The organism is Labrenzia sp. C1B70, assembly GCF_000475395.1.
Classification (GTDB): Bacteria; Pseudomonadota; Alphaproteobacteria; order Rhizobiales; family Stappiaceae; genus Roseibium; species Roseibium algicola.
The window spans coordinates 110458-130361 of the sequence record NZ_AXCE01000010.1; the positions used below are offsets into that span (position 1 = coordinate 110458).

Here is a 19904-nt window from a genome sequence, read left to right on the forward strand (position 1 = left end):
GCGCCGCATAAACGTGCGGCGGAGCAACCAGGGAGAAGAGGGAATGGCATTGCTGGATGTAGAACAGCCTGGTTCGCAGGGCGCTCGGGATGCTGCCGGGACAATCCTGTCGGTCAACAATATCGAGGTCATTTATGACCACGTGATCCTGGTGCTGAAGGGCGTGTCGCTGACGATTCCCAAAGGCGGGATCGTGGCGCTGCTCGGCGCGAATGGAGCGGGCAAGACGACCACGCTGAAAGCGATTTCGAACCTGCTTGGTGCCGAACGTGGCGAAGTGACAAAGGGCAAGATCCTTTTCGATGGCGAAGAAGTCCAGGCGCTGTCGCCAAACGATCTGGTTCGCCGGGGCTGCATCCAGGTGATGGAGGGCCGGCATTGTTTCGGTCACCTGTCCATCGAGGAAAACCTGCTCACGGGCGCCTACACCCGCAAGGACGGGTACAGTGCCGTGAAGGCGGACCTGGAGATGGTCTACAATTATTTTCCGCGTCTGCGCGAGCGGCGTGGCAGTCAGGCGGGTTACACCTCCGGCGGCGAACAGCAGATGTGCGCTATCGGTCGCGCCCTGATGAGCCGGCCGAAGATGATCCTGCTGGATGAACCGAGCATGGGGCTGGCGCCTCAGCTTGTGGAGGAAATCTTCGAGATCGTCCGCCAGCTCAACCAAAAGGAAGGCGTGTCCTTCCTGCTTGCCGAACAGAACACCAACGTGGCGCTGAAATACGCGACCTACGGCTACATTCTGGAATCCGGCCGCATTGTGCTCGACGGCGACGCCAAGGCGTTGCGCGAGAACGAGGACGTCAAGGAATTCTATCTGGGCGTTGGCGGCGAGGGCCGTCGGTCGTTCCGGAATGTCAAACATTATAAGCGAAGGAAGCGCTGGCTGGCCTGACGGGGTTTCAGACACAGGGCCGAAACAGGCGGAGACGACCATGAGCGACATTCAGTTTGACGCGCGCGAGCGGCAAGACGCCGCTCAGCGCGAACGGGATCTTTTTGCCCGATTGCCGGATCTTCTGGTCCATGCGACAGGCAAATCCTCCGGGTGGGCCGCGCATCTGGACGGATGCGATATTGCTGGCGTTACCGACCGGGCAGCGCTCGCGGGACTGCCGGTTCTGCGCAAGTCGGACCTTCTGGAAAAGCAACGGGCACAGCCGCCCTTCGGCGGATTTCTGGCAGGTGAGCTTTCCGGTGCTGCAAGGGTTTTCATGTCGCCAGGACCTATCTGGGAACCGCAGGCGCCCGGGCTCGATCCCTGGAACGGTGCGCGAAGCCTGTTCGCAGCCGGTTTCCGCAAGGGCGATGTGGTTCTCAATGCGTTTTCCTATCACCTGACACCGGGCGGCTTCATTCTGGATCAAGGTGCCATTGCACTTGGATGCACGGTGTTTCCCGCCGGCGTTGGCAATACGGACAGTCAGGTCGAAGCGATCGAGGTGCTCAAACCGTCCGGTTTCGTCGGCACGCCGGACTATCTGAAGATCCTCCTCGATCGTGGCCGGGACCAGGGCCGGGATGTCTCCTCCATCAAGAAGGCCCTGGTCTCGGGCGGTGCATTGTTTCCATCCCTGCGCGAGGAATACGAGGCAGGCGGAATTCGTGTCGGACAGTGCTACGCGACAGCGGACCTCGGCGTCATCGCCTATGAAAGCGAGGCAAGGGAGGGCATGGTCGTCAACGAGGACTACATCGTGGAGATCGTGCGCCCGGGCACTGGCGAGCCGGTGGCAGATGGTGAGGTCGGCGAACTGGTGGTCACCAACTTCAACAGCCTTTATCCGCTGATCCGCTTCGCAACCGGCGATCTGTCCAAGATCATTCCCGGACAGTCGCCCTGCGGACGCACCAACATGCGGCTTGCCGGCTGGATGGGACGGGCAGATCAGCGCACCAAGGTCAAAGGCATGTTCGTCGACCCGGCGCAGATCGCGCAGATCGTTGCCGCGCATCCCGAAATCAGCAAGGCCCGCCTTGCCGTCAGCCGCATTGGCGAGGCCGATGCCATGACACTGACCGTGGAAACCGACGCCTCCGGCAACGGCTTGCCGGAACGGGTTGCGGAAACACTGCGTGAAGTGACCCATCTTAAAGGGGACGTCCTGACCGTTGCTCCGGGCGGTTTGCCGAATGACGGCAAGGTGATTGCGGATGAACGGGAGTACGGTTGAGGTTCGAAGCAACGCGCAGGCATGCCTCCGGAGTTAATGCAAGTTTCAGTCTCATCCTGAAGAAGCGCGCAAGCGCTGTTTCGAAGGATGGCTGCATACTCCGGAGCAGGTTGCCCATCCGACGGGACGAAGCTGGCGGCTCTCCTCAGGTTGAGGTCTTTTGTTGTTGCACTTCCGCCTGAAATTCGGTGATCTGCCTGCTCAAATCTGCGTATGACAAATGCCGCATTGGCCTCGGCATGTGCTTGGCCTATGTATGGCGTCAGACAGACAGATCGTTTTAGGACCAATCCCGCAGATGACCGTTCAACCGACCGCGCCGATCGCAGCCGACCAGGAAGCCGCATTCAGAAAACTCGACCTGCCGAAGGACCATCCTTCGGTCAAGAGCGGCAAGGTGGGCGTGCTTCTGGTCAATCTGGGCACACCGGACGGCACAGACTATTGGCCGATGCGTCGGTATCTGCGCGAATTCCTGTCCGACAAGCGCGTTATCGAGTGGCCCCGGGCAATTTGGTATCCGATCCTTTACGGCATCGTGTTGATGACCCGGCCGGGAAAGTCCGGCAAGGCCTACGAGGAGATCTGGAACAAGGAAAAGGACGAGTCGCCTCTGCGCACGATCACGCGCAGCCAGTCGGACAAACTGTCCGAGATGCTGGGCGATGCGGACGGCAAGCTGAAGATCGACTGGGCGATGCGCTATGGTCAGCCGTCGATCCCGGACAGGTTGAAGGCGCTCAAGGACGAGGGCTGCGACCGGATCCTGATCTTCCCGCTTTATCCGCAGTATTCGGCAACCACCACTGCGACCGTCAATGATGTGGTCTGCAAGACGCTGTTGAAGATGCGCTGGCAACCGGCGATCCGGACCGTGCCGCCCTATCACGACGACCCGGTCTATGTGACTGCCCTCGCAAAATCAGTTGAGCGGCATCTGGACAGTCTCGATTTCAAGCCGGACGTGGTGCTGACCTCCTACCACGGCATTCCGCAATCCTATTTCAAACGCGGCGACCCCTATCATTGCCACTGCATGAAGACGACCCGTCTCATGCGCGAGGTCCTCGGCTGGGACGCAGAGAAACTGCGCGTGACCTTCCAGTCCCGGTTCGGTCCGGAAGAATGGTTGCAGCCCTACACGGACAAGACCGTTGAACAGCTGGCCAAGGACGGCGTGAAAAACGTTGCGGTGATGAACCCGGGTTTCGTTGCAGACTGTCTCGAGACGCTTGAGGAAATTGCCGGCGAGGCCGGGGAGATCTTCGAAGAGAGCGGCGGCGAGAATTTCAGCCATATTCCCTGTCTGAACGACAGCGATCTTGGCATGGACGTGCTGTCCCATATCGTGCGGCGGGAACTTGGCGGCTGGATCTGACCAGCCGCAAATCCACAGGCGTTTAACCTTGCCGGTGGAAAATACTCGTAAAATTTCGCGATACTGCCCATAAGTCACGGCACTGTTTCACGAGCGCCTTAAGTGTTTGTGCGAACAGGGCTAGCGGACGCGTGTCCGTATAGGCTCAACGCCGCAAATACGCTGGAAACGCTCTGGTATTCGGCGCATAGTGACGGTGCTATTTTAGAAAATTACGGGAGACGTATATGCCAATCGCGGGATTTGACATTTTCCTGATCGGCCTTGTCGTGCTGGTCATTCTGGTCTTTTTCGCCGGCGTAAAGACGGTGCCGCAAGGCTACAATTATACGGTCGAACGTTTTGGCAAGTACCGGAAGACGCTGACGCCGGGTCTGAACTTCATCATCCCGTTCATCGACAGGATCGGCCACAAGCTCAACATGATGGAGCAGGTGCTGGACGTTCCGACGCAGGAAGTGATCACCCGCGACAATGCGACGGTGAGCGCGGACGGCGTGACCTTCTACCAGGTGCTCGATGCTGCCCGTGCTGCCTACGAAGTGCTTGGTCTTCAAAACGCTATTTTGAACCTGACCATGACCAACATCCGCTCGGTGATGGGGTCGATGGATCTCGACAACCTTCTGTCCAACCGCGATGAAATCAATGCCCAGATCCTGCGCGTCGTCGATGCGGCTGCAGAGCCATGGGGCATCAAGATCACCCGTATAGAAATAAAGGACATCAATCCGCCGCGCGATCTGGTGGATGCCATGGCCCGCCAGATGAAGGCGGAACGCGAGAAGCGTGCCTATATCCTTGAGGCCGAGGGCAAGCGCCAATCGGAAATCCTGAAAGCCGAAGGCCAGAAACAGTCGCTTATCCTGGAAGCGGAAGGCCGCCGCGAATCCGCATTCCGTGATGCGGAAGCCCGCGAACGCGAGGCGGAAGCGGAAGCCAAGGCAACGCAGCTCGTCAGTGCGGCCATCGCCTCCGGTGACGTCCAGGCCATCAACTATTTCGTTGCCAACAAATACGTTGAAGCGTTCAAGGAACTGGCAACCTCGCGCAATCAGAAGACGCTCATCCTCCCGATGGAAGCGACCTCGCTGCTGGGGGCCTTGAGCGGTATCGGCGCCATTGCCAAGGAAGCGTTCGGTGAAGACGGCTCTTCCAAGCGGTCGTCCGCGCGCATTCCCAATACAAGCAGTGATCAGGGAGACGAGAACCGGTGAGCCTGATTGAAAGCACGATTGCGGCCCTCGGTCCCTGGAGCTGGTTCGTTCTGGGGCTTCTGCTGCTGGGACTCGAGATCCTGGCGCCAGGCACGATTTTTCTCTGGTTTGGCCTGTCGGCGCTTGTCGTCGGTGTCCTGGCTCTGTTGTTCGATTTCGCCTGGCAGGTGGATGTTGGGCTGTTCCTCGTGCTGTCACTCGTCAGCCTGCTGATCGGACGTCGGCTGATGCAGAAGCTTGCGTCGGAAAAGGGCGATCCGGGGCTGAACCAGCGCGGCAGCCGTTACGTCGGCCGGGAATTCACCCTTGCTGCGCCCTTGAACGAGGGTGCCGGAAACCTGTCCATCGATGACACGATCTGGCGCATTACCGGACCGGACATGCCGGCTGGCACGAAAGTTCGTGTCGAGGCAATTGACGGGGCGCGGCTGGTGGTCTCGCGGGTCAGCTAGATCTCACCGGCATCGTACGCGTTTCCTTTGCAGGGAGCTGTTGCCGTACGGGACTAAAGTTTGTGGCCGGCCGGCAGCGGCGGTTCTTCAGCCTTGAGCAGAATGCCGATCCTGCGGTTTGCCGCCAGGTAGGGGTCGTTGGGGAACAATGGTTCGGTGTCGGCCTTGCCAACCACTGAGTAGAACTGATTGTCCGGCACGCCGTATTCGGACAGGATCTGCCGGGCAACATTGGCGCGTTCGCTGGACAGCTCCCAGCCGGTATAGCTTGGATCGATGGACTGTCGGCCGGCAGTCGTGTGGCCTGTAATCTCGATGCGATTTGGCATCTGCGATAGCACAGGTGCCATCTTGGCGATCAGGCGGCGGGTGGTCTCGTAAGGATACTTCGAGCCTTCCCGGAACATTGAGCGCCCGTCCTGATCGACGAGCATGATGTTCAGTCCGTCCTCGGATTCTTCCAGAATGATGTTGCTGGAAATCTCGGTGATTTCCGGCATCTCCTGCCAGGCCTGGCGCAGCGAGGCGGCAGCCGTCGCAAATTGCCGCGGTTTTTCGATATCGGCTTCCAGCGTGTCGTGCGTGTTGGCTTCCGGGCCCTGTTTGCGCCGCTGTTCATGGCGCACCTGGGAGAAGTCGGAATCCATCTCCTGTTCGACCTGGCTGATATCCTTCATGTAGTCGCGGATCGGAATGCCCTCGACCTCGATGATACCGGTCTTGCGGGACGTGTCCTTCACACCGAAGGCTTCGCGCATGGACCCGGCGACCACCTGAAGCTTTTCCTTGTCCTGAATGGAAAAGGAAATGATCAGAACGAAGAAGCAGACGAGCAGGGACATCAGATCGGCAAAGGTCACCAGCCAGTCCGGTGCGCCGCCGCCGCCTTGAGGTTTCTGTTTCTTTGCCATCGCGTTGTGGTCGCTCTTTTGTCAGTTCCGGATCAGACTTGGTACGATCGATTGCGATTGAGCCCTTACCAATCGCTACCAGGGTTGGCGAACAATCTGCCCGGGTTCATCTGAACGCTTCCTGCTCTAGGCCGCGTCCGCCAGTTCGGCGCGCAATTTGTCCGGCAGGTATGCAATCAGCATTTCCTTGATCAAGGCTGGGCTCTTGGATTCGCGGATCTGGCAAACACCGTCGATGATCAGCGTCTGGTTGAGATCGTCGACGTCGAATTTCGCATCCAGCTTGTCCACCAGAGGCAGACAGAGGATGTTGGAGATCAACGCGCCGTAAAGGGTCGTCAGAAGGGCGACGGCCATGGAAGGCCCGATTGCCGCAGGGTCGTCCATGTTGGCAAGCATCTGCACCAGGCCGACCAGTGTCCCGATCATGCCGAAGGCGGGAGCGGAATCACCAAGTGCCTTGAAAACGCGCTTGCCTTCCGCGAGCCGGGAAAGCTGCAGGTCACGCTCCCGTTCCATCGATTCCTTGATGAATTCCAGCTCATAGCCGTCCGCAATATATTGCACACCCTTGGCAAGGACCGGATCGGAGACGTCCACGTTCTCCAGGCCAAGCGGGCCGGACTTGCGGACGATTTCACCCAGGTTGCTGATTTCGGTAATCAGGTCGCGAGGGCTTGCGTTCTTGCCCGCAAGCGCAACCTTGAAGCCTGTGACGAAAGCAGTGGCGATGTCGGTAAGCTGGAAGCGGATCAGCGTGGCGGCGAGACCGCCGCCGACCACGATGAGGACCGACGGCACGTCAATAAACTGACCGAAACTGCCACCAAGAAAAATAGCGGTCGTCACGATGCCAAAGGCACCCACAATGCCGATTAATGTCGCCAGATCCATTCTGTACACACACCAAGGTCTGCGGCGTCAAGCCGATGAAACTTTGGGGCAGTGTAAGAGGCTTATGGCTAATCAAATCCTAATGACGCGCCACTTGCGGGCCGGAAAAGAAACTTTTTCGACCCCGTGAGGCAATATTGCCTGCTTCGGTGAAAGATCAGGCTGCGCCGATGCGAAGAAGATCGTGCAGATGGACAATACCGACGGGGCGACCGTCCTCGATCACGAACACGGAGGTGATCGACAGGCTGTTGGCCAATTCAAGAATTGAAGCCGACAATGTGTCCGGAGAAACGGTCTTTGGAGCACGCGTCATGATTTCACCGGCGGATTTTGCCAGGAGATTTGACGAAACATGGCGGCGCAAGTCACCGTCGGTGATGATGCCGATCAACTGTTTCAGCTCGTCGACGACACCCAGCACACCGAAGCCGCGCTGGGTCATCAGGACGATGCCTTCGCTCATCGAGGTGTTTGCGGACACCAGCGGCATGCGTTCGCCGGTGTGCATGATGTCCTTGGCCGTTTTCAGGCTGGCGCCCAGGCGGCCGCCCGGGTGGAACACGCGGAAGTCCTGCGCGGTAAACCCACGTCCTTCCAGAAGAGCCACAGCGAGTGCATCACCGACGGCCAGCTGAATGAGGGCGGAGGTTGTCGGGGCGAGGCCATGCGGGCAGGCCTCGGTGACAGCAGGCAGGTTCATGACGATATCAGCTGCACGGCCGAGGGTGCTGTCCTTGCGCGAAGTGATCGCGATCAAGGGCACCTTGAAGCGACGGGTGTAGCTGACGATGCCTGCCAGTTCCTGGGTTTCACCCGACCAGGACAGGGCGATCACGACGTCGTCTTCGGTGATCATGCCCAGGTCGCCGTGACTGGCTTCACTGGCATGAACGAAGAAAGACGGTGTTCCCGTTGACGCAAGGCTTGCTGCGATCTTGGTGCCGATATGACCACTCTTGCCGATGCCGGTGATGACAACGCGTCCCTTGCTCTTTTGAATGAGATCGAAGGTCTTCTGGAACGGGATGGCAAGTCCGTTCTTCAGCGCTGCGCGAACGGCACTCAGGCCGGCAATTTCGGTTTCCAGGGTCCGCTCTGCGGAGACGAGGCACAGGGACGTCATGTCAGTATTTTCTTCGGAAACCGGGTCGCGCAGAACGGTGGTCATGAACATAATTCTTTTTTTATTTAGGATCGCCTAGCTCTATGCCAGTCGCCGACGGGGATCAAGAACCCGTGATCTATTAAATGCATTAGATCAGGTGACTTTATGTAACTTTGTGTAACCTTCCAAATTGCGAAAAAGAAACGAAGGATTAACCATCATTCGTCAGGTTGGACCGGACATTCCACGTCGACTGGTCCCGGAATTCATGCGCAGCTTTCTGCCTCTGATCACTTTTCTTGCCGTTTTGCAGGCCGTTTCCGCGGCTGCACAAACGACGCTTGACGATTTGCGTGGATCGGACGACCCAGGCGGGGCGCAAGAATCAGCAGACCCTTCCGATCAGGCAGCCCAGGCGGCAGACCGCAATCCTACGCAGGCAAATGTCTTTTCCCTTCGTTCGACACTGAATTCGGCAACGGCGGAAACCGGATCGAGCGGCCTTGGAACCAATGGCAGAGCCACTCCTGTCAGGCCATTTGCCGACAGGATTGCAGCTGTCGACAGGGCGGTTCCTCTATCGGACAGCGGTATCGACGACAGCGTTTTTGGCGGAGATACGACCTTCGATGCGGCACAGGGGATCCGGCTCGGGTCCTTCACGCTGACGCCCCAACTGACCGTCTCGACAGGTTGGACCGATAACCGGTCACAGGCGGCAGACGGAACCTCTGGCAAGTTCTACCGGATTTCTCCCGATGTTTCGCTGACCTCGAACTGGTCACGCCATCAGCTGGACACGTCGCTGCGAGGTTCCTTCACCGGATATCCCGGTGATACCGACGACAACGAGGCGAATGTCTTTGCGGCGGCAAACCTGCGGCTCGACATCAGCGAAGCGACACAGGTCACGACCAGTATAGCCTACACGCTCAGCCAGGAGGACGACGGCAGCGCAGAATCGGCTTCCGGGACTGACTACGATCACGAACTTTCGGGAAGCCTCAGTGGTACGCGCGCAGTCGGCATCGTTGCCGCAACAGCTTCGCTCGGCGTCGACCGGAATTTCTATACGTCGGAAAGCGGCTCGGAATCCGGACGTAACAACACGCTCTACTCCGCCAGCCTGCGGCTGGACGGCAATACCGGCAGCGTGTTTTCCCCGTTCGTCGAGGGGGCGCTGCTTCTGCGGCGCTATGACGATACCTGTAGCGACGCCTTGTGCGAAAAACGAAATGCCAATGGCTATCAGGTCATGGGTGGTGTCACCATCGCATCCGGCCCCAAACTGACCGGGGAACTCGGCGCGGGGTGGCGGATCGAGGACATTGAGGATGACAGGCTTGAAAACCTGTCAGGCCTGATTGCCGACGCCTCCCTGGTCTGGTCACCAAGCCGCCTGACGACGGTTACCGCTGGTCTTGGCACCTCCTTCGAGGCGACCGATATCGACGGTGCCAGCGGTTCGATCATCTACTCCGGCGACCTGCGCCTCGCTCATGCCTTCAGTGATCGTCTGGTGGGCGAGACCGGTGTCGGTTACAGTTACCGGACCTATGAAGGTGTTTCGATCGAAGAGCGTACCCTGACAGGGTTTGGTGGTCTGACCTTCGCTGTGACGAAGAACATTGCGGTAACGGCGGATTATACCCATCGTCTTTTCGACAGTTCCCAGCAGGGGAACGACTATTCCGAAAACGCTGTTGAAGCCGGGTTTAGATTGCGGCATTAACGTCACGGTAACCAAATCAACATCATTCATGGGGCGGGGGCAGAAACTTACGGACCTGGGCATCGAGGAGGCCCTGATGCGGAACCTTGCGCAGCTGACTGCGAACGTGAAAACCATATTGCCCTTTTCAGGAAGACTGAGAACCCTCGGGCGCCGGCTGCTTTTGACTGCCGCGGCGACGGGCACTTTGCTGGCCGTTTCGGTGCCGGCACAGGCCGATCAGGGGTTCAGCCAGTTCGTTTCCGGCTTCTGGCCGACGGCCAAGGCAGCCGGCATTTCTTCCCAGACCTACAACGCGGTCTTCACCGGCATGCAGCCGGACGATGACACCTTGCGCCTGATGAGCAAGCAATCCGAGTTCGTGAAACCGATCTGGGATTATCTCGATAGTGCCGTTTCAGACACGCGGGTCGAAAAAGGCCGCGAGATGCTGAAGGAGTACAGCCAGGTTCTTGCGGTCATCGAAAACCGCTACGGCGTCGATCGTGAAGCTGTCCTGGCGATCTGGGGCATGGAAACCAACTATGGCGGCTTCATGGGGCGTCATAACGTAATCCAGGCACTGGCGACGCTGGCCTATGCGGCGCCGCGCCGGAAGAGCTTCTGGGAAAAGGAACTTGTTACCGCGCTGGCGATCGTCCAGGCAGGTCATGTGCGTTTCCAGGACATGGAAGGTTCCTGGGCCGGCGCCATGGGGCACACCCAGTTCATGCCCTCTAGCTGGAAGGCCTATGCAGCCGACTATGACGGTGACGGCCGCCGGGATATCTGGACGTCCATTCCCGATGCACTCGCTTCAACCGCTGCCTATCTGCAAAAGCACGGCTGGCAGACAGGCAAGACCTGGGGATACGAGGTAGCCTTGCCCAGCGGGTTCGACTATCACATGGCCGATGGCGAAAAGACGCTGACGCTAGGCGAATGGGGGCGATACGGAATTCGCCGGTCAAACGGCAAGGATTTTCCGCGGCCGTCCGACAACGCCATCCTGGTTCTGCCTGCCGGAGCAAGCGGACCGGCGTTTCTGATGCTGAAGAACTTTTACGTGATCAAGCGATACAACAACGCGACTGCCTATGCGCTTGCCGTCGGCCATCTTGCCGACCGGATCATTGGCGGCGGACCGATCGAGGGCGACTGGTCGCGTGAGCACCTTCCGCTCAATCGCTCTGAAACCGCGGAATTGCAGGCGCTTTTGAACCAGCGTGGATTTTCTGTCGGTACGGCGGACGGCAGGATCGGACCTGCGACCCGAAAGGGTATCCGAGCCTACCAGCGCTCACGTGGCATGGTTCCCGACGGTTATGCATCCATTGTTTTGCTGGCACGCCTGAAGCTGGACGGCTAAACTGGGCGCAGTGCAGCTGCAGCAGGAGCACAGCGTGAGAGTTCAGACACGGCAACGGGAAGGGAAGGGGACACGCGCCGCCTCGCTTCGGGTTGTCGTATCCCTTGGCCTTGCGCTTGTTGTCTGCTCTGCCGGACTCTCTGCCGCACAGGACGCGCAGCGCGGTGAAATCGTGGTTGCGCAGAACGGGCCCTTCCGGGGGTTCAACCCGTTTGCTCCTTTGCAGCGGCTATTTGGCGGTGGGGGTGAAAAGCGCAGAAAGCAGCCGCAAAAGACACAGCAGAAGCCGCGGGTTTCCCGGCCCGCGGGTGCACCACCCAAATTCGACGTTCTCGAAAAGGATCCCAATGCCGGCCTGATCCTGGTCGTTGGGGACCGCATGGCACGCGGTGTCGCCGACGGGTTGAAATACACACTGGCGCAAAAACCACAGATCCGTGTCGAAGCCATTACCGAGGACAAGGAAGGCTTTGTCGGGGAAGGTTCGCCGGACTGGGCGACGCAAGTGGTTTCCAGGATCCGGGGGGCGGACGTTCAGGCCGTTGTGGTGATGATCGGCCGGCAGGACCTGGGTAAATCCTTTTCCGGTGAACCGCCTGTTGAATTCATGACTGCAGAGTGGCTGGAGAGCTACCGCAGGAAGGTCGACGGGCTTGTGCGTGTGGTGCGACAGGAAAAGAAACCGCTTGTGTGGGCCGGCCTGCCGCCCACGGGCGACGAACTGGTGAACGCGGATTTCACGCAGCTCAACTCGATCTTCCAGGGCGCGTCGGAGGACAGGCGGGTCCGCTATGTCGACATATGGGATATCTTCCTGGCTGAAGACGGCAGCTTTTCCTCTTACGGACCCGATGTCGACGGCAAGAACACGCGTCTGCGCACGAACGACAAGATCGATTTCACATGGGCAGGCTATCGGAAAGTCGCGTTCTTCGTGGAACGCGAACTGTCCCGCCTGCTCGGAGGCTATGGCGGGCTAGCTTTCGAAGGTGTGGAGGATGATCCGAACTTCATCGTCCTGACCGGACGAACGACGTCGCCCGAAGCACTGCTTCTGGGTGGTGAGGATGAAGAAGAGATCAATTCGGCCAGCCGGACCTATCGTTTCTTTGTCAAAGGCGAACCCTTGCCACCCATGCAGGGACGTGTGGACGATCCACGGATGCCTGCCGTTGCAGTGTCTGCGCCGGCTGCCGCTGTTGAGGACGTGTTTGCCCCTACAAGTGCCGATTTGCGTGAGAGCTTGAGCTCAGCAGCCAGCCAGGATGCGCAAGGCCGCGTCTCTGTGACTGTGCGCCCGGGATCGGAATGACCCTTTGAAATAGGTCCGAAAAACACAAAACCCCGCAGGCGTTTGCCGGCGGGGTTTTTTCATTTCCGGATTTAGAGTTCAGCGCGGCAGGTCGGTCGAGCCGGTCAGGAACTCGTCAACAGCGCGCGCTGCCTGACGGCCTTCGCGGATCGCCCAGACAACCAGGGACTGACCCTTGCGCACGTCGCCGGCAGCATAGACCTTGTCCAGGCTGGTCTTGTAATCGTCGGTGTTGGCCTTGACGTTGGTGCGGCCATCCAGTTCCAGCTTGTCGCCGGCTTCGGCGATGTAGGTTTCCAGCAGCGGGCCGGAGAAGCCGATAGCCGCCAGAACGAGGTCGGCGCGCAGGATGAATTCGGTGCCTTCGATCGGGCGGCGTTTTTCATCCACGCGGGCGCATTTGACACCGGTAACCTTGCCGTCTTCGCCGACAAGGGCAAGCGTTGCGGCGGAGAACTCACGTTCAGCGCCTTCGGCCTGCGACGACGAGGTGCGGAACTTGGTCGGCCAATACGGCCAGATCGCCAGCTTGTCTTCCTTCAGCGGCGGGATCGGGCGAATGTCGAGCTGCGTCACCGACAGGGCTCCCTGACGGAATGCGGTGCCGACGCAGTCGGACGCGGTGTCGCCGCCGCCGATGACGACGACATGCTTGCCACCGGCCCAGATCGGGGCCTCGTCGCCTTCCGGCTCACCGCCGACCCGGCGGTTCTGCTGGACCAGGTACGGCATCGCCCAATGGCAGCCTTCCAGTTCCATGCCGGAGACACCCGGATCACGCGGACGTTCGGCACCTGCGCACAGGATAACCGCGTCGTGACGCTCTGCCAGTTCTTCCAGGGCAACGGTTACACCGACATTGACGCCGTAATGGAACGTCACGCCTTCAGCTTCCATCTGCTTCACGCGGCGGTCGATGTAGTGCTTTTCCATCTTGAAGTCGGGAATGCCGTAGCGCAGCAGGCCACCGGCCTTCGGCTCACGCTCATAGACATGCACGGTGTGACCAGCGCGGGCGAGCTGCTGGGCGGCCGCCATGCCTGCGGGGCCGGAGCCGATGATCGCCACTGCCTTGCCGGTCTTGGTCGCGGACAGCTCGGGTACGATCCAGCCTTCTTCCCAACCCTTGTCGGCTATCGCCTGTTCCACGCTCTTGATGTTGACCGGAATGTCTTCCAGGTTCAGCGTGCAGGCTTCCTCGCAAGGAGCCGGGCAGATGCGCCCGGTGAACTCGGGGAAGTTGTTGGTGGAATGCAGGTTCTTGAGCGCGTAGTCCCAGTCGCCCTGGTAGACCAGATCGTTCCAGTCCGGGATCTGGTTGTTGACCGGACAACCGGTCGGGCCGTGGCAGAACGGAATGCCGCAATCCATGCAGCGGGCCGCCTGATTGGTGACGTCCTGGTCGTTCAGCGGAATGGTGAACTCGCGGAAATGGCGAATACGGTCAGAGGCAGGCTGATACTTCTGTTCCTGCCGATCGATTTCCATAAAACCGGTTACCTTGCCCAAGGCGACCTCCTCAAAATTTCATGCGTCTGTCCAGGGTGGCTGCAATCGGCCGCGTCATGCGGCCGAGAGCCAGTTCGTGCGTTTGGCCGGATTATTCGGCGGCGACCATGCCGAGGCGCTGCTCTTCCATTTCGCGCAGGGCCCGGCGGTATTCGACCGGCATCACCTTGACGAACTTGGGCCGGTACTGGGTCCAGTTGTCGAGGATTGCCTCGGCCTTTGTCGAGCCGGTCAGTTCCAGATGTTTCGTCAGCATCTGGCGCAGGCGCTCATCGTCATGGCGGGTCATGTCGCAGGAAAGGTCCACGCGGCCCTTGTGCTCGATATCGCCACCATGGTGGTGCAGCTTCTCCAGAAGATCGTCTTCTTCGGTCACCGGTTCCAGTTCGACCATGGCCAGGTTGCAGCGGGAGCCGAATGTGCCGTCTTCATCGAGCACATAGGCAATGCCGCCGGACATGCCGGCCGCGAAGTTGCGTCCGGTCTGGCCGATCACGACGACGACGCCGCCGGTCATGTATTCGCAGCCGTGGTCGCCCACGCCTTCGACAACGGCAACAGCGCCGGAGTTGCGAACTGCAAAGCGTTCCCCGGCAACACCGCGGAAGTAGCATTCACCTTCGGTTGCGCCGTAGAGCACCGTGTTGCCGACAATGATCGAGTTTTCCGGCACGATCCGGGTGTTCTCCGGCGGGCGGACGATCAGCTTGCCACCGGCAAGACCCTTGCCGACATAGTCGTTGGCATCGCCGACAAGATCAATGGTGACGCCGCGGGCGACGAAGGCGCCGAACGCCTGGCCTGCCGTGCCCTTCAGATTGATCTTCAGGGTGTCGGGGTGTTTCAGGCCCTTGTTGCCGTACCGCTTGGCGATTTCACCGGAGAGCATGGCACCAACCGACCGGTCAACGGAACAGATCGTCTCGTCGACAATTGTCGGTTCCTTGCTGTCCAGGGCCGGCTTGGAAGCGGCAATCAGGCGACGGTCCAGGATGTCGTGGATCGGATGATCCTGACGCGTGGTCCAGCGGGTCTCTTCCGGTTTTGCTTCCGGCTGGAAGAAAATACGGGAGAAATCGAGACCCTTGGCCTTCCAGTGATCGATCGCGGCTTCCTTGTCGAGGAAGTCGGACCGGCCGATCATGTCTTCCATCGTTTTGAAGCCGAGGTTGGCCATCAGCTCGCGCACTTCTTCGGCGACGAAGAAGAAGTAGTTGATGACGTGTTCCGGGGTGCCCTTGAAGCGCTTGCGCAGGACCGGGTCCTGGGTCGCGATGCCGACCGGGCAGGTGTTGAGATGGCACTTGCGCATCATCAGGCAGCCTGCGGCAATCAGCGGAGCGGTCGAGAAACCGAATTCGTCGGCACCAAGAAGCGCACCGATAATGACGTCCCGGCCTGTGCGGATGCCGCCGTCGACCTGAAGGGCGATGCGCGAGCGCAGTCCGTTCAGCACCAGGGTCTGCTGGGTTTCGGCAAGGCCGATTTCCCAGGGAGAGCCGGCGTGTTTGATCGAGGTCAGCGGTGATGCACCGGTGCCGCCGTCGTAACCGGAAATCGTGATGTGGTCGGCGCGTGCCTTGGCAACGCCGGCAGCAACCGTTCCGACACCCACTTCCGACACCAGCTTGACCGAGATATCGGCTTCCGGATTGACGTTTTTCAGGTCGTAGATCAGCTGCGCCAGATCTTCGATGGAGTAGATGTCATGGTGCGGCGGGGGCGAAATCAGGCCGACGCCCGGGGTCGAGTGACGCACCTTGGCGATCACCGCATCCACCTTGTGACCCGGCAACTGGCCGCCTTCGCCGGGCTTTGCACCCTGGGCAACCTTAATCTGGATCATGTCGGAGTTGACCAGATATTCCGTGGTCACGCCGAAGCGGCCGGAAGCAACCTGCTTGATGGCAGAGCGCTGCGGGTTGGACGAGCCGTCCGGCAGCGGATTGAAGCGCTCCGGCTCCTCGCCGCCCTCACCGGTGTTCGACTTGCCGCCGATCTGGTTCATGGCGATTGCCAGGGTCGTGTGAGCTTCACGCGAAATCGAGCCGAAGGACATGGCGCCGGTGACGAAGCGCTTGACGATGGCTTCAGCCGGTTCCACCTGGTCGAGCGCGATCGGCGAGCGTCCGATTTCGTCCGCGGACTTGATCCGGAACAGGCCGCGGATCGCGTAGCGTCCGCTCTTTTCGTTCACTTCCTTGGCGAAGGCGCGATAGGTGTCCGGGAGCTTCGCGCGCACTGCATGCTGCAGCAGCGCGACGGAGTCCGGGGTCCACATGTGGCTTTCACCACGGGTCCGGTAAGCGTATTCACCGCCAACTTCCAGCGAGCGGCGCAGGATGGCGACGTCGCCGAAGGCCTGCTCGTGGCGCAGAACGGTTTCATCGGCGACTTCGGCAAGGCCGATGCCTTCGATCATGGTTGCCGTGCCGAAGAAGTACTTCTTCACGAAGGACGAGCCGAGGCCGACAGCGTCGAAAATCTGCGCGCCGCAATAGGACTGGTAGGTCGAGATGCCCATCTTGGACATGACCTTGAGGATGCCCTTGTCGATGGACTTGATGTAGCGATAGACGACTTCGTCCTGATCGACTTCCTCCGGGAAGTCCATTTCCATATGCATGGAAAGCAGCGTTTCAAACGCGAGATAAGGGTTGATCGCTTCCGCGCCATAGCCGGCCAGAACACAGAAATGGTGGACTTCGCGCGCTTCACCGGTTTCCACCACCAGGCCAACAGAGGTTCTCAGACCCTTGCGGATGAGGTGATGGTGCACGGCAGCGGTTGCCAGCAGCGCGGGGATCGCGATGCGTGAGCGGCTGATCAGGCGATCGGACAGGATGATGATGTTGTATCCGTCCAGAACCGCTTTTTCTGCACGCTCGCACAATTCGTCCAGCGCGCCTTCCATACCGACAGCGCCTTTTTCGGAATTGTAGGTAATGTCCAGCGTCTTGGCGGAGAACTGGTTGTCAGCGATGTCGCCGATCGCGCGGATCTTCTCCAGGTCCTCGTTGGTGAGGATCGGCTGGCGCACTTCCAGCCGCTTGGAAGTCGACAGGCCTTCAAGGTCGAAGATGTTCGGGCGCGGGCCGATGAAGGAGACAAGGCTCATCACCAGCTCCTCGCGGATCGGGTCGATCGGCGGGTTGGTGACCTGGGCGAAGTTCTGCTTGAAATAGGTGTAAAGCAGCTTGGACTTGTCGGAGAGCGCTGAAATCGGCGTGTCCGTGCCCATGGAGCCGATGGCTTCCTGGCCGACGGTTGCCATCGGGGTCATCAGAAGCTTGATGTCTTCTTCCGTGTAGCCGAAGGCCTGCTGGCGGTCGAGAAGGCTTTCACCGGCTACCGGCGCGCGCTGGCGCACGCCCGGAAGGTCTTCCAGTACGATCTGGGACCGGTGCAGCCAGTCCTTGTACGGGTTGGCCGTGGAAAGCTGCCGCTTGATTTCGTCGTCGGAAACGATCCGGCCTTCGTCCATGTCGATCAGCAGCATCTTGCCCGGTTGCAGGCGCCATTTCTGGACAATGCGCTCTTCTTCGACCGGCAAGACGCCAACTTCGGAAGACATGATGACGAAGTCGTCGTCAGTAACGATGTAGCGGGCAGGACGCAGGCCGTTCCGGTCCAGCGTTGCGCCGATTTGGCGGCCATCGGTGAAGGCAACGGCTGCCGGGCCGTCCCACGGCTCCATCAGGGCAGCGTGGTATTCGTAGAAGGCACGACGGTTGTCGTCCATCAGCGGGTTACCGGCCCAGGCTTCCGGGATCAGCATCATGGCCGCATGGGCGAGCGAATAGCCACCCATGACCAGGAACTCGAGGGCGTTGTCGAAGCAGGCGGTGTCCGACTGGCCTTCATAGGATATCGGCCAGAGCTTGGAGATGTCGTCGCCGAGCAGCGCCGACGATACGGACGCCTGACGCGCCGCCATCCAGTTGACGTTGCCGCGCAGCGTGTTGATCTCACCGTTGTGCGCAACCATCCGGTAAGGGTGCGACAGATCCCAGGACGGGAACGTGTTGGTGGAAAAACGCTGGTGGACAAGGGCCAGGGCCGACGAAAAGCGCTCGTCCTTCAGGTCGGCGTAGTAGGCACCGAGCTGATAGGCGAGGAACATGCCTTTGTAGACAATGGTCCGGCTGGACATTGAAACGATATAAAAGCCTTTCGAAACCGCATCAGTTTCGGCGCGCACACGGTTCGAGATGACCTTGCGCAGTACATAAAGGCGGCGTTCGAAAGCATCGGCCTCACCGCCGGTCTTGCGGATGAAGACCTGACGGGAAACCGGTTCGGTGGCAGCAATGTCCGGCGCCTTGGAAAGCGATGAATTGTCGACGGGCACGTCACGCCAGCCGATCAGTTCCTTGCCTTCGTCTTCAATGACACGCTCGACGATGGCTTCGCACTTGGCGCGCAGCTCATCGTCCTGCGGCATGAAGATGAAACCGACACCATATTCACCGGCATCGGGAAGCGGTGTGCCGGCGTTCGCGAGTTCTTCTGCAAAGAACGCGTGCGGGATCTGCACCAGCATGCCTGCGCCGTCGCCCATCAACGGGTCGGCACCTACCGCGCCGCGGTGCGTGAGGTTTTCAAGAACCTGCAGACCGTCGGCAATAATCTTGTGGGACTTCTCGCCTTTCATGTGGGCGACAAAGCCGACACCGCAGGCGTCGTGTTCGCGCGACGGATTATAGAGCCCTTTGTCGGCGGCCGTGCTCAGTCGTTCCGCAAGTGTAGTGGTTGCGGTGGTGTTCATGTCCACGCTCCCAGCTTGCATGGCTGTGCTCGTCGTCAGCTCTATCTTCGTCATGTGCGCCCTCACTGTTGACCCCAGTGCCGCCGTGGCTGGGAGCGTCCGGTTCCGTTCGGGTCGCATTCCATCAAGAATGCGGTCCGGCGAACCCTGGCTTTCCTGCCCCGGCTCTGTTGTTGTATTAACCACGGCCGTTTATCAAAGCAAACCGCCGCATTGACGCAGCGGTCCTCCGCTGCCGAAACGTTCCGTCTCGCTTCCTTGCGGATCCTCCCCGGATCCGCCCAGTGGTCAGCCTGGCTATCACCGATGCCTTTTTGTCCTGCGCCCTGTCCGGGCCGTTTTGGGCATGGCGATAATTGGGACAGCATACCTGTCCTATTCCAAGCGGCGCGAACATGACAGATTTCGCCGTCGTGAGCAAGAGTGTTTCTGCGTCGCCGCATTATAATTGTTTCGCGCGAAAAGTGCCAATCGTCCGGAAAGGTCAAAACCGACGATAAATATGTAAGAATCTTGCGTTTGTTAAACTTTGTGCAGTTATGCTCGCAAAACAGTCACATGCGTTTGATTTCCTATTTATCTTCAATAGGGTCATCTACGGTGGGTGACTGGCGGCCCAGCAAAAACGCCGGTACGCAGTGATTTTTCAACGACGAGAGGAGATCGAGATGAAGCATAAGGCCATGTCTGCAGCAATTGTTGCCGGTGCGGTGGCAACCGCGGTTGCGGGTCTGTCGTCAACCGTTCCGGCCCACGCCCAGGCCAAGGAAAAATGCTATGGTGTGTCCTTGAAAGGTCAAAACGACTGCAAGGCGGGTGCAGGTACGACTTGCGCCGGTACGTCGACCGTCGACTATCAGGGCAACGCCTGGACCCTCGTCCCGAAGGGCACCTGCGTGACGATGGATGTTCCTGGTGGCCGTCACGGCTCTTTGACCGAACTTACGCGCGACCTGCCGGAAGCCTGATAGGCTTCAGACGGCCGCAACTGCGGCAATCTGGTCAGGCAGGCACCTGCTTATCCCGCACTTGGTGCCGAGGCGGGCAGGGTGTGAGCCCTTTCAAAGTCATGAGCCATGGTGCTTCAGTCAGCCCAGT

The 19904-nt window shown here is 59.7% G+C and carries 14 protein-coding genes; 9 read left to right on the top strand and 5 right to left on the bottom strand.

Annotated features, from left to right (window positions below; genetic code table 11):
* Window positions 1–43: 43 nt before the first annotated feature.
* From Q666_RS46380 to Q666_RS46400, 5 genes are all read left to right on the top strand, one after another.
* Window positions 44–898: an ABC transporter ATP-binding protein gene (locus Q666_RS46380; RefSeq protein WP_023003584.1), complete on the top strand. Its 855-nt coding sequence runs from the start codon at window positions 44–46 to the stop codon at window positions 896–898.
* A gap of 40 nt (window positions 899–938) precedes the next feature.
* Window positions 939–2177: an AMP-binding protein gene (locus tag Q666_RS46385; RefSeq protein WP_023003582.1), complete on the top strand. Its 1239-nt coding sequence runs from the start codon at window positions 939–941 to the stop codon at window positions 2175–2177.
* Window positions 2178–2475: 298 nt separating this feature from the next.
* Entirely contained in the window at window positions 2476–3555 is a 1080-nt protein-coding gene (gene hemH, locus Q666_RS46390) for a ferrochelatase (protein WP_023003580.1), read from the top strand.
* Between the two features lie 227 nt (window positions 3556–3782).
* The gene (locus Q666_RS46395; RefSeq protein WP_023003577.1) at window positions 3783–4772 is read left to right on the top strand and encodes an SPFH domain-containing protein; all 990 of its coding nucleotides are present in this window, start codon (window positions 3783–3785) and stop codon (window positions 4770–4772) included.
* Complete coding sequence (locus tag Q666_RS46400; RefSeq protein ID WP_023003575.1) at window positions 4769–5224, top strand: NfeD family protein; 456 nt, start codon at window positions 4769–4771, stop codon at window positions 5222–5224. The genes Q666_RS46395 and Q666_RS46400 overlap by 4 nt, the downstream gene beginning before the upstream one ends.
* Before the next feature lie 53 nt (window positions 5225–5277).
* Here the strand turns inward: Q666_RS46400 and Q666_RS46405 are convergent, their stop codons facing one another.
* From Q666_RS46405 to Q666_RS46415, 3 genes are all read right to left on the bottom strand, one after another.
* Entirely contained in the window at window positions 5278–6135 is an 858-nt protein-coding gene (locus Q666_RS46405) for a flagellar motor protein MotB (RefSeq protein ID WP_023003573.1), read from the bottom strand.
* Between the two features lie 126 nt (window positions 6136–6261).
* Window positions 6262–7029, bottom strand: coding sequence for a MotA/TolQ/ExbB proton channel family protein (locus Q666_RS46410; RefSeq protein ID WP_023003571.1), 768 nt, complete (start codon window positions 7027–7029; stop codon window positions 6262–6264).
* Between the two features lie 157 nt (window positions 7030–7186).
* Window positions 7187–8200, bottom strand: coding sequence for a KpsF/GutQ family sugar-phosphate isomerase (locus Q666_RS46415; protein ID WP_023003569.1), 1014 nt, complete (start codon window positions 8198–8200; stop codon window positions 7187–7189).
* Between the two features lie 205 nt (window positions 8201–8405).
* On the opposite strand from Q666_RS46415, the gene Q666_RS46420 reads away from it, so the two are divergent.
* The 3 genes from Q666_RS46420 to Q666_RS46430 all read left to right on the top strand — a co-directional run bounded on the left by Q666_RS46420 (window position 8406) and on the right by Q666_RS46430 (window position 12529).
* Window positions 8406–9869, top strand: coding sequence for an outer membrane beta-barrel protein (locus Q666_RS46420; protein ID WP_023003567.1), 1464 nt, complete (start codon window positions 8406–8408; stop codon window positions 9867–9869).
* A 76-nt stretch (window positions 9870–9945) separates the two neighbouring features.
* The gene (locus Q666_RS46425) at window positions 9946–11217 is read left to right on the top strand and encodes a lytic murein transglycosylase (RefSeq protein ID WP_051990118.1); all 1272 of its coding nucleotides are present in this window, start codon (window positions 9946–9948) and stop codon (window positions 11215–11217) included.
* A 34-nt stretch (window positions 11218–11251) separates the two neighbouring features.
* Complete coding sequence (locus Q666_RS46430) at window positions 11252–12529, top strand: GDSL-type esterase/lipase family protein (RefSeq protein ID WP_031270546.1); 1278 nt, start codon at window positions 11252–11254, stop codon at window positions 12527–12529.
* Window positions 12530–12607: 78 nt separating this feature from the next.
* On the opposite strand, the gene Q666_RS46435 is transcribed toward Q666_RS46430, so the two are convergent.
* Both Q666_RS46435 and gltB read right to left on the bottom strand, forming a co-directional pair.
* Entirely contained in the window at window positions 12608–14038 is a 1431-nt protein-coding gene (locus Q666_RS46435) for a glutamate synthase subunit beta (RefSeq protein WP_031270545.1), read from the bottom strand.
* A gap of 91 nt (window positions 14039–14129) precedes the next feature.
* Entirely contained in the window at window positions 14130–18806 is a 4677-nt protein-coding gene (gltB, locus tag Q666_RS46440) for a glutamate synthase large subunit (RefSeq protein ID WP_023003559.1), read from the bottom strand.
* A 668-nt stretch (window positions 18807–19474) separates the two neighbouring features.
* On the opposite strand from gltB, the gene Q666_RS46445 reads away from it, so the two are divergent.
* Window positions 19475–19774: a DUF2282 domain-containing protein gene (locus Q666_RS46445; protein ID WP_023003557.1), complete on the top strand. Its 300-nt coding sequence runs from the start codon at window positions 19475–19477 to the stop codon at window positions 19772–19774.
* Window positions 19775–19904 lie beyond the last annotated feature (130 nt).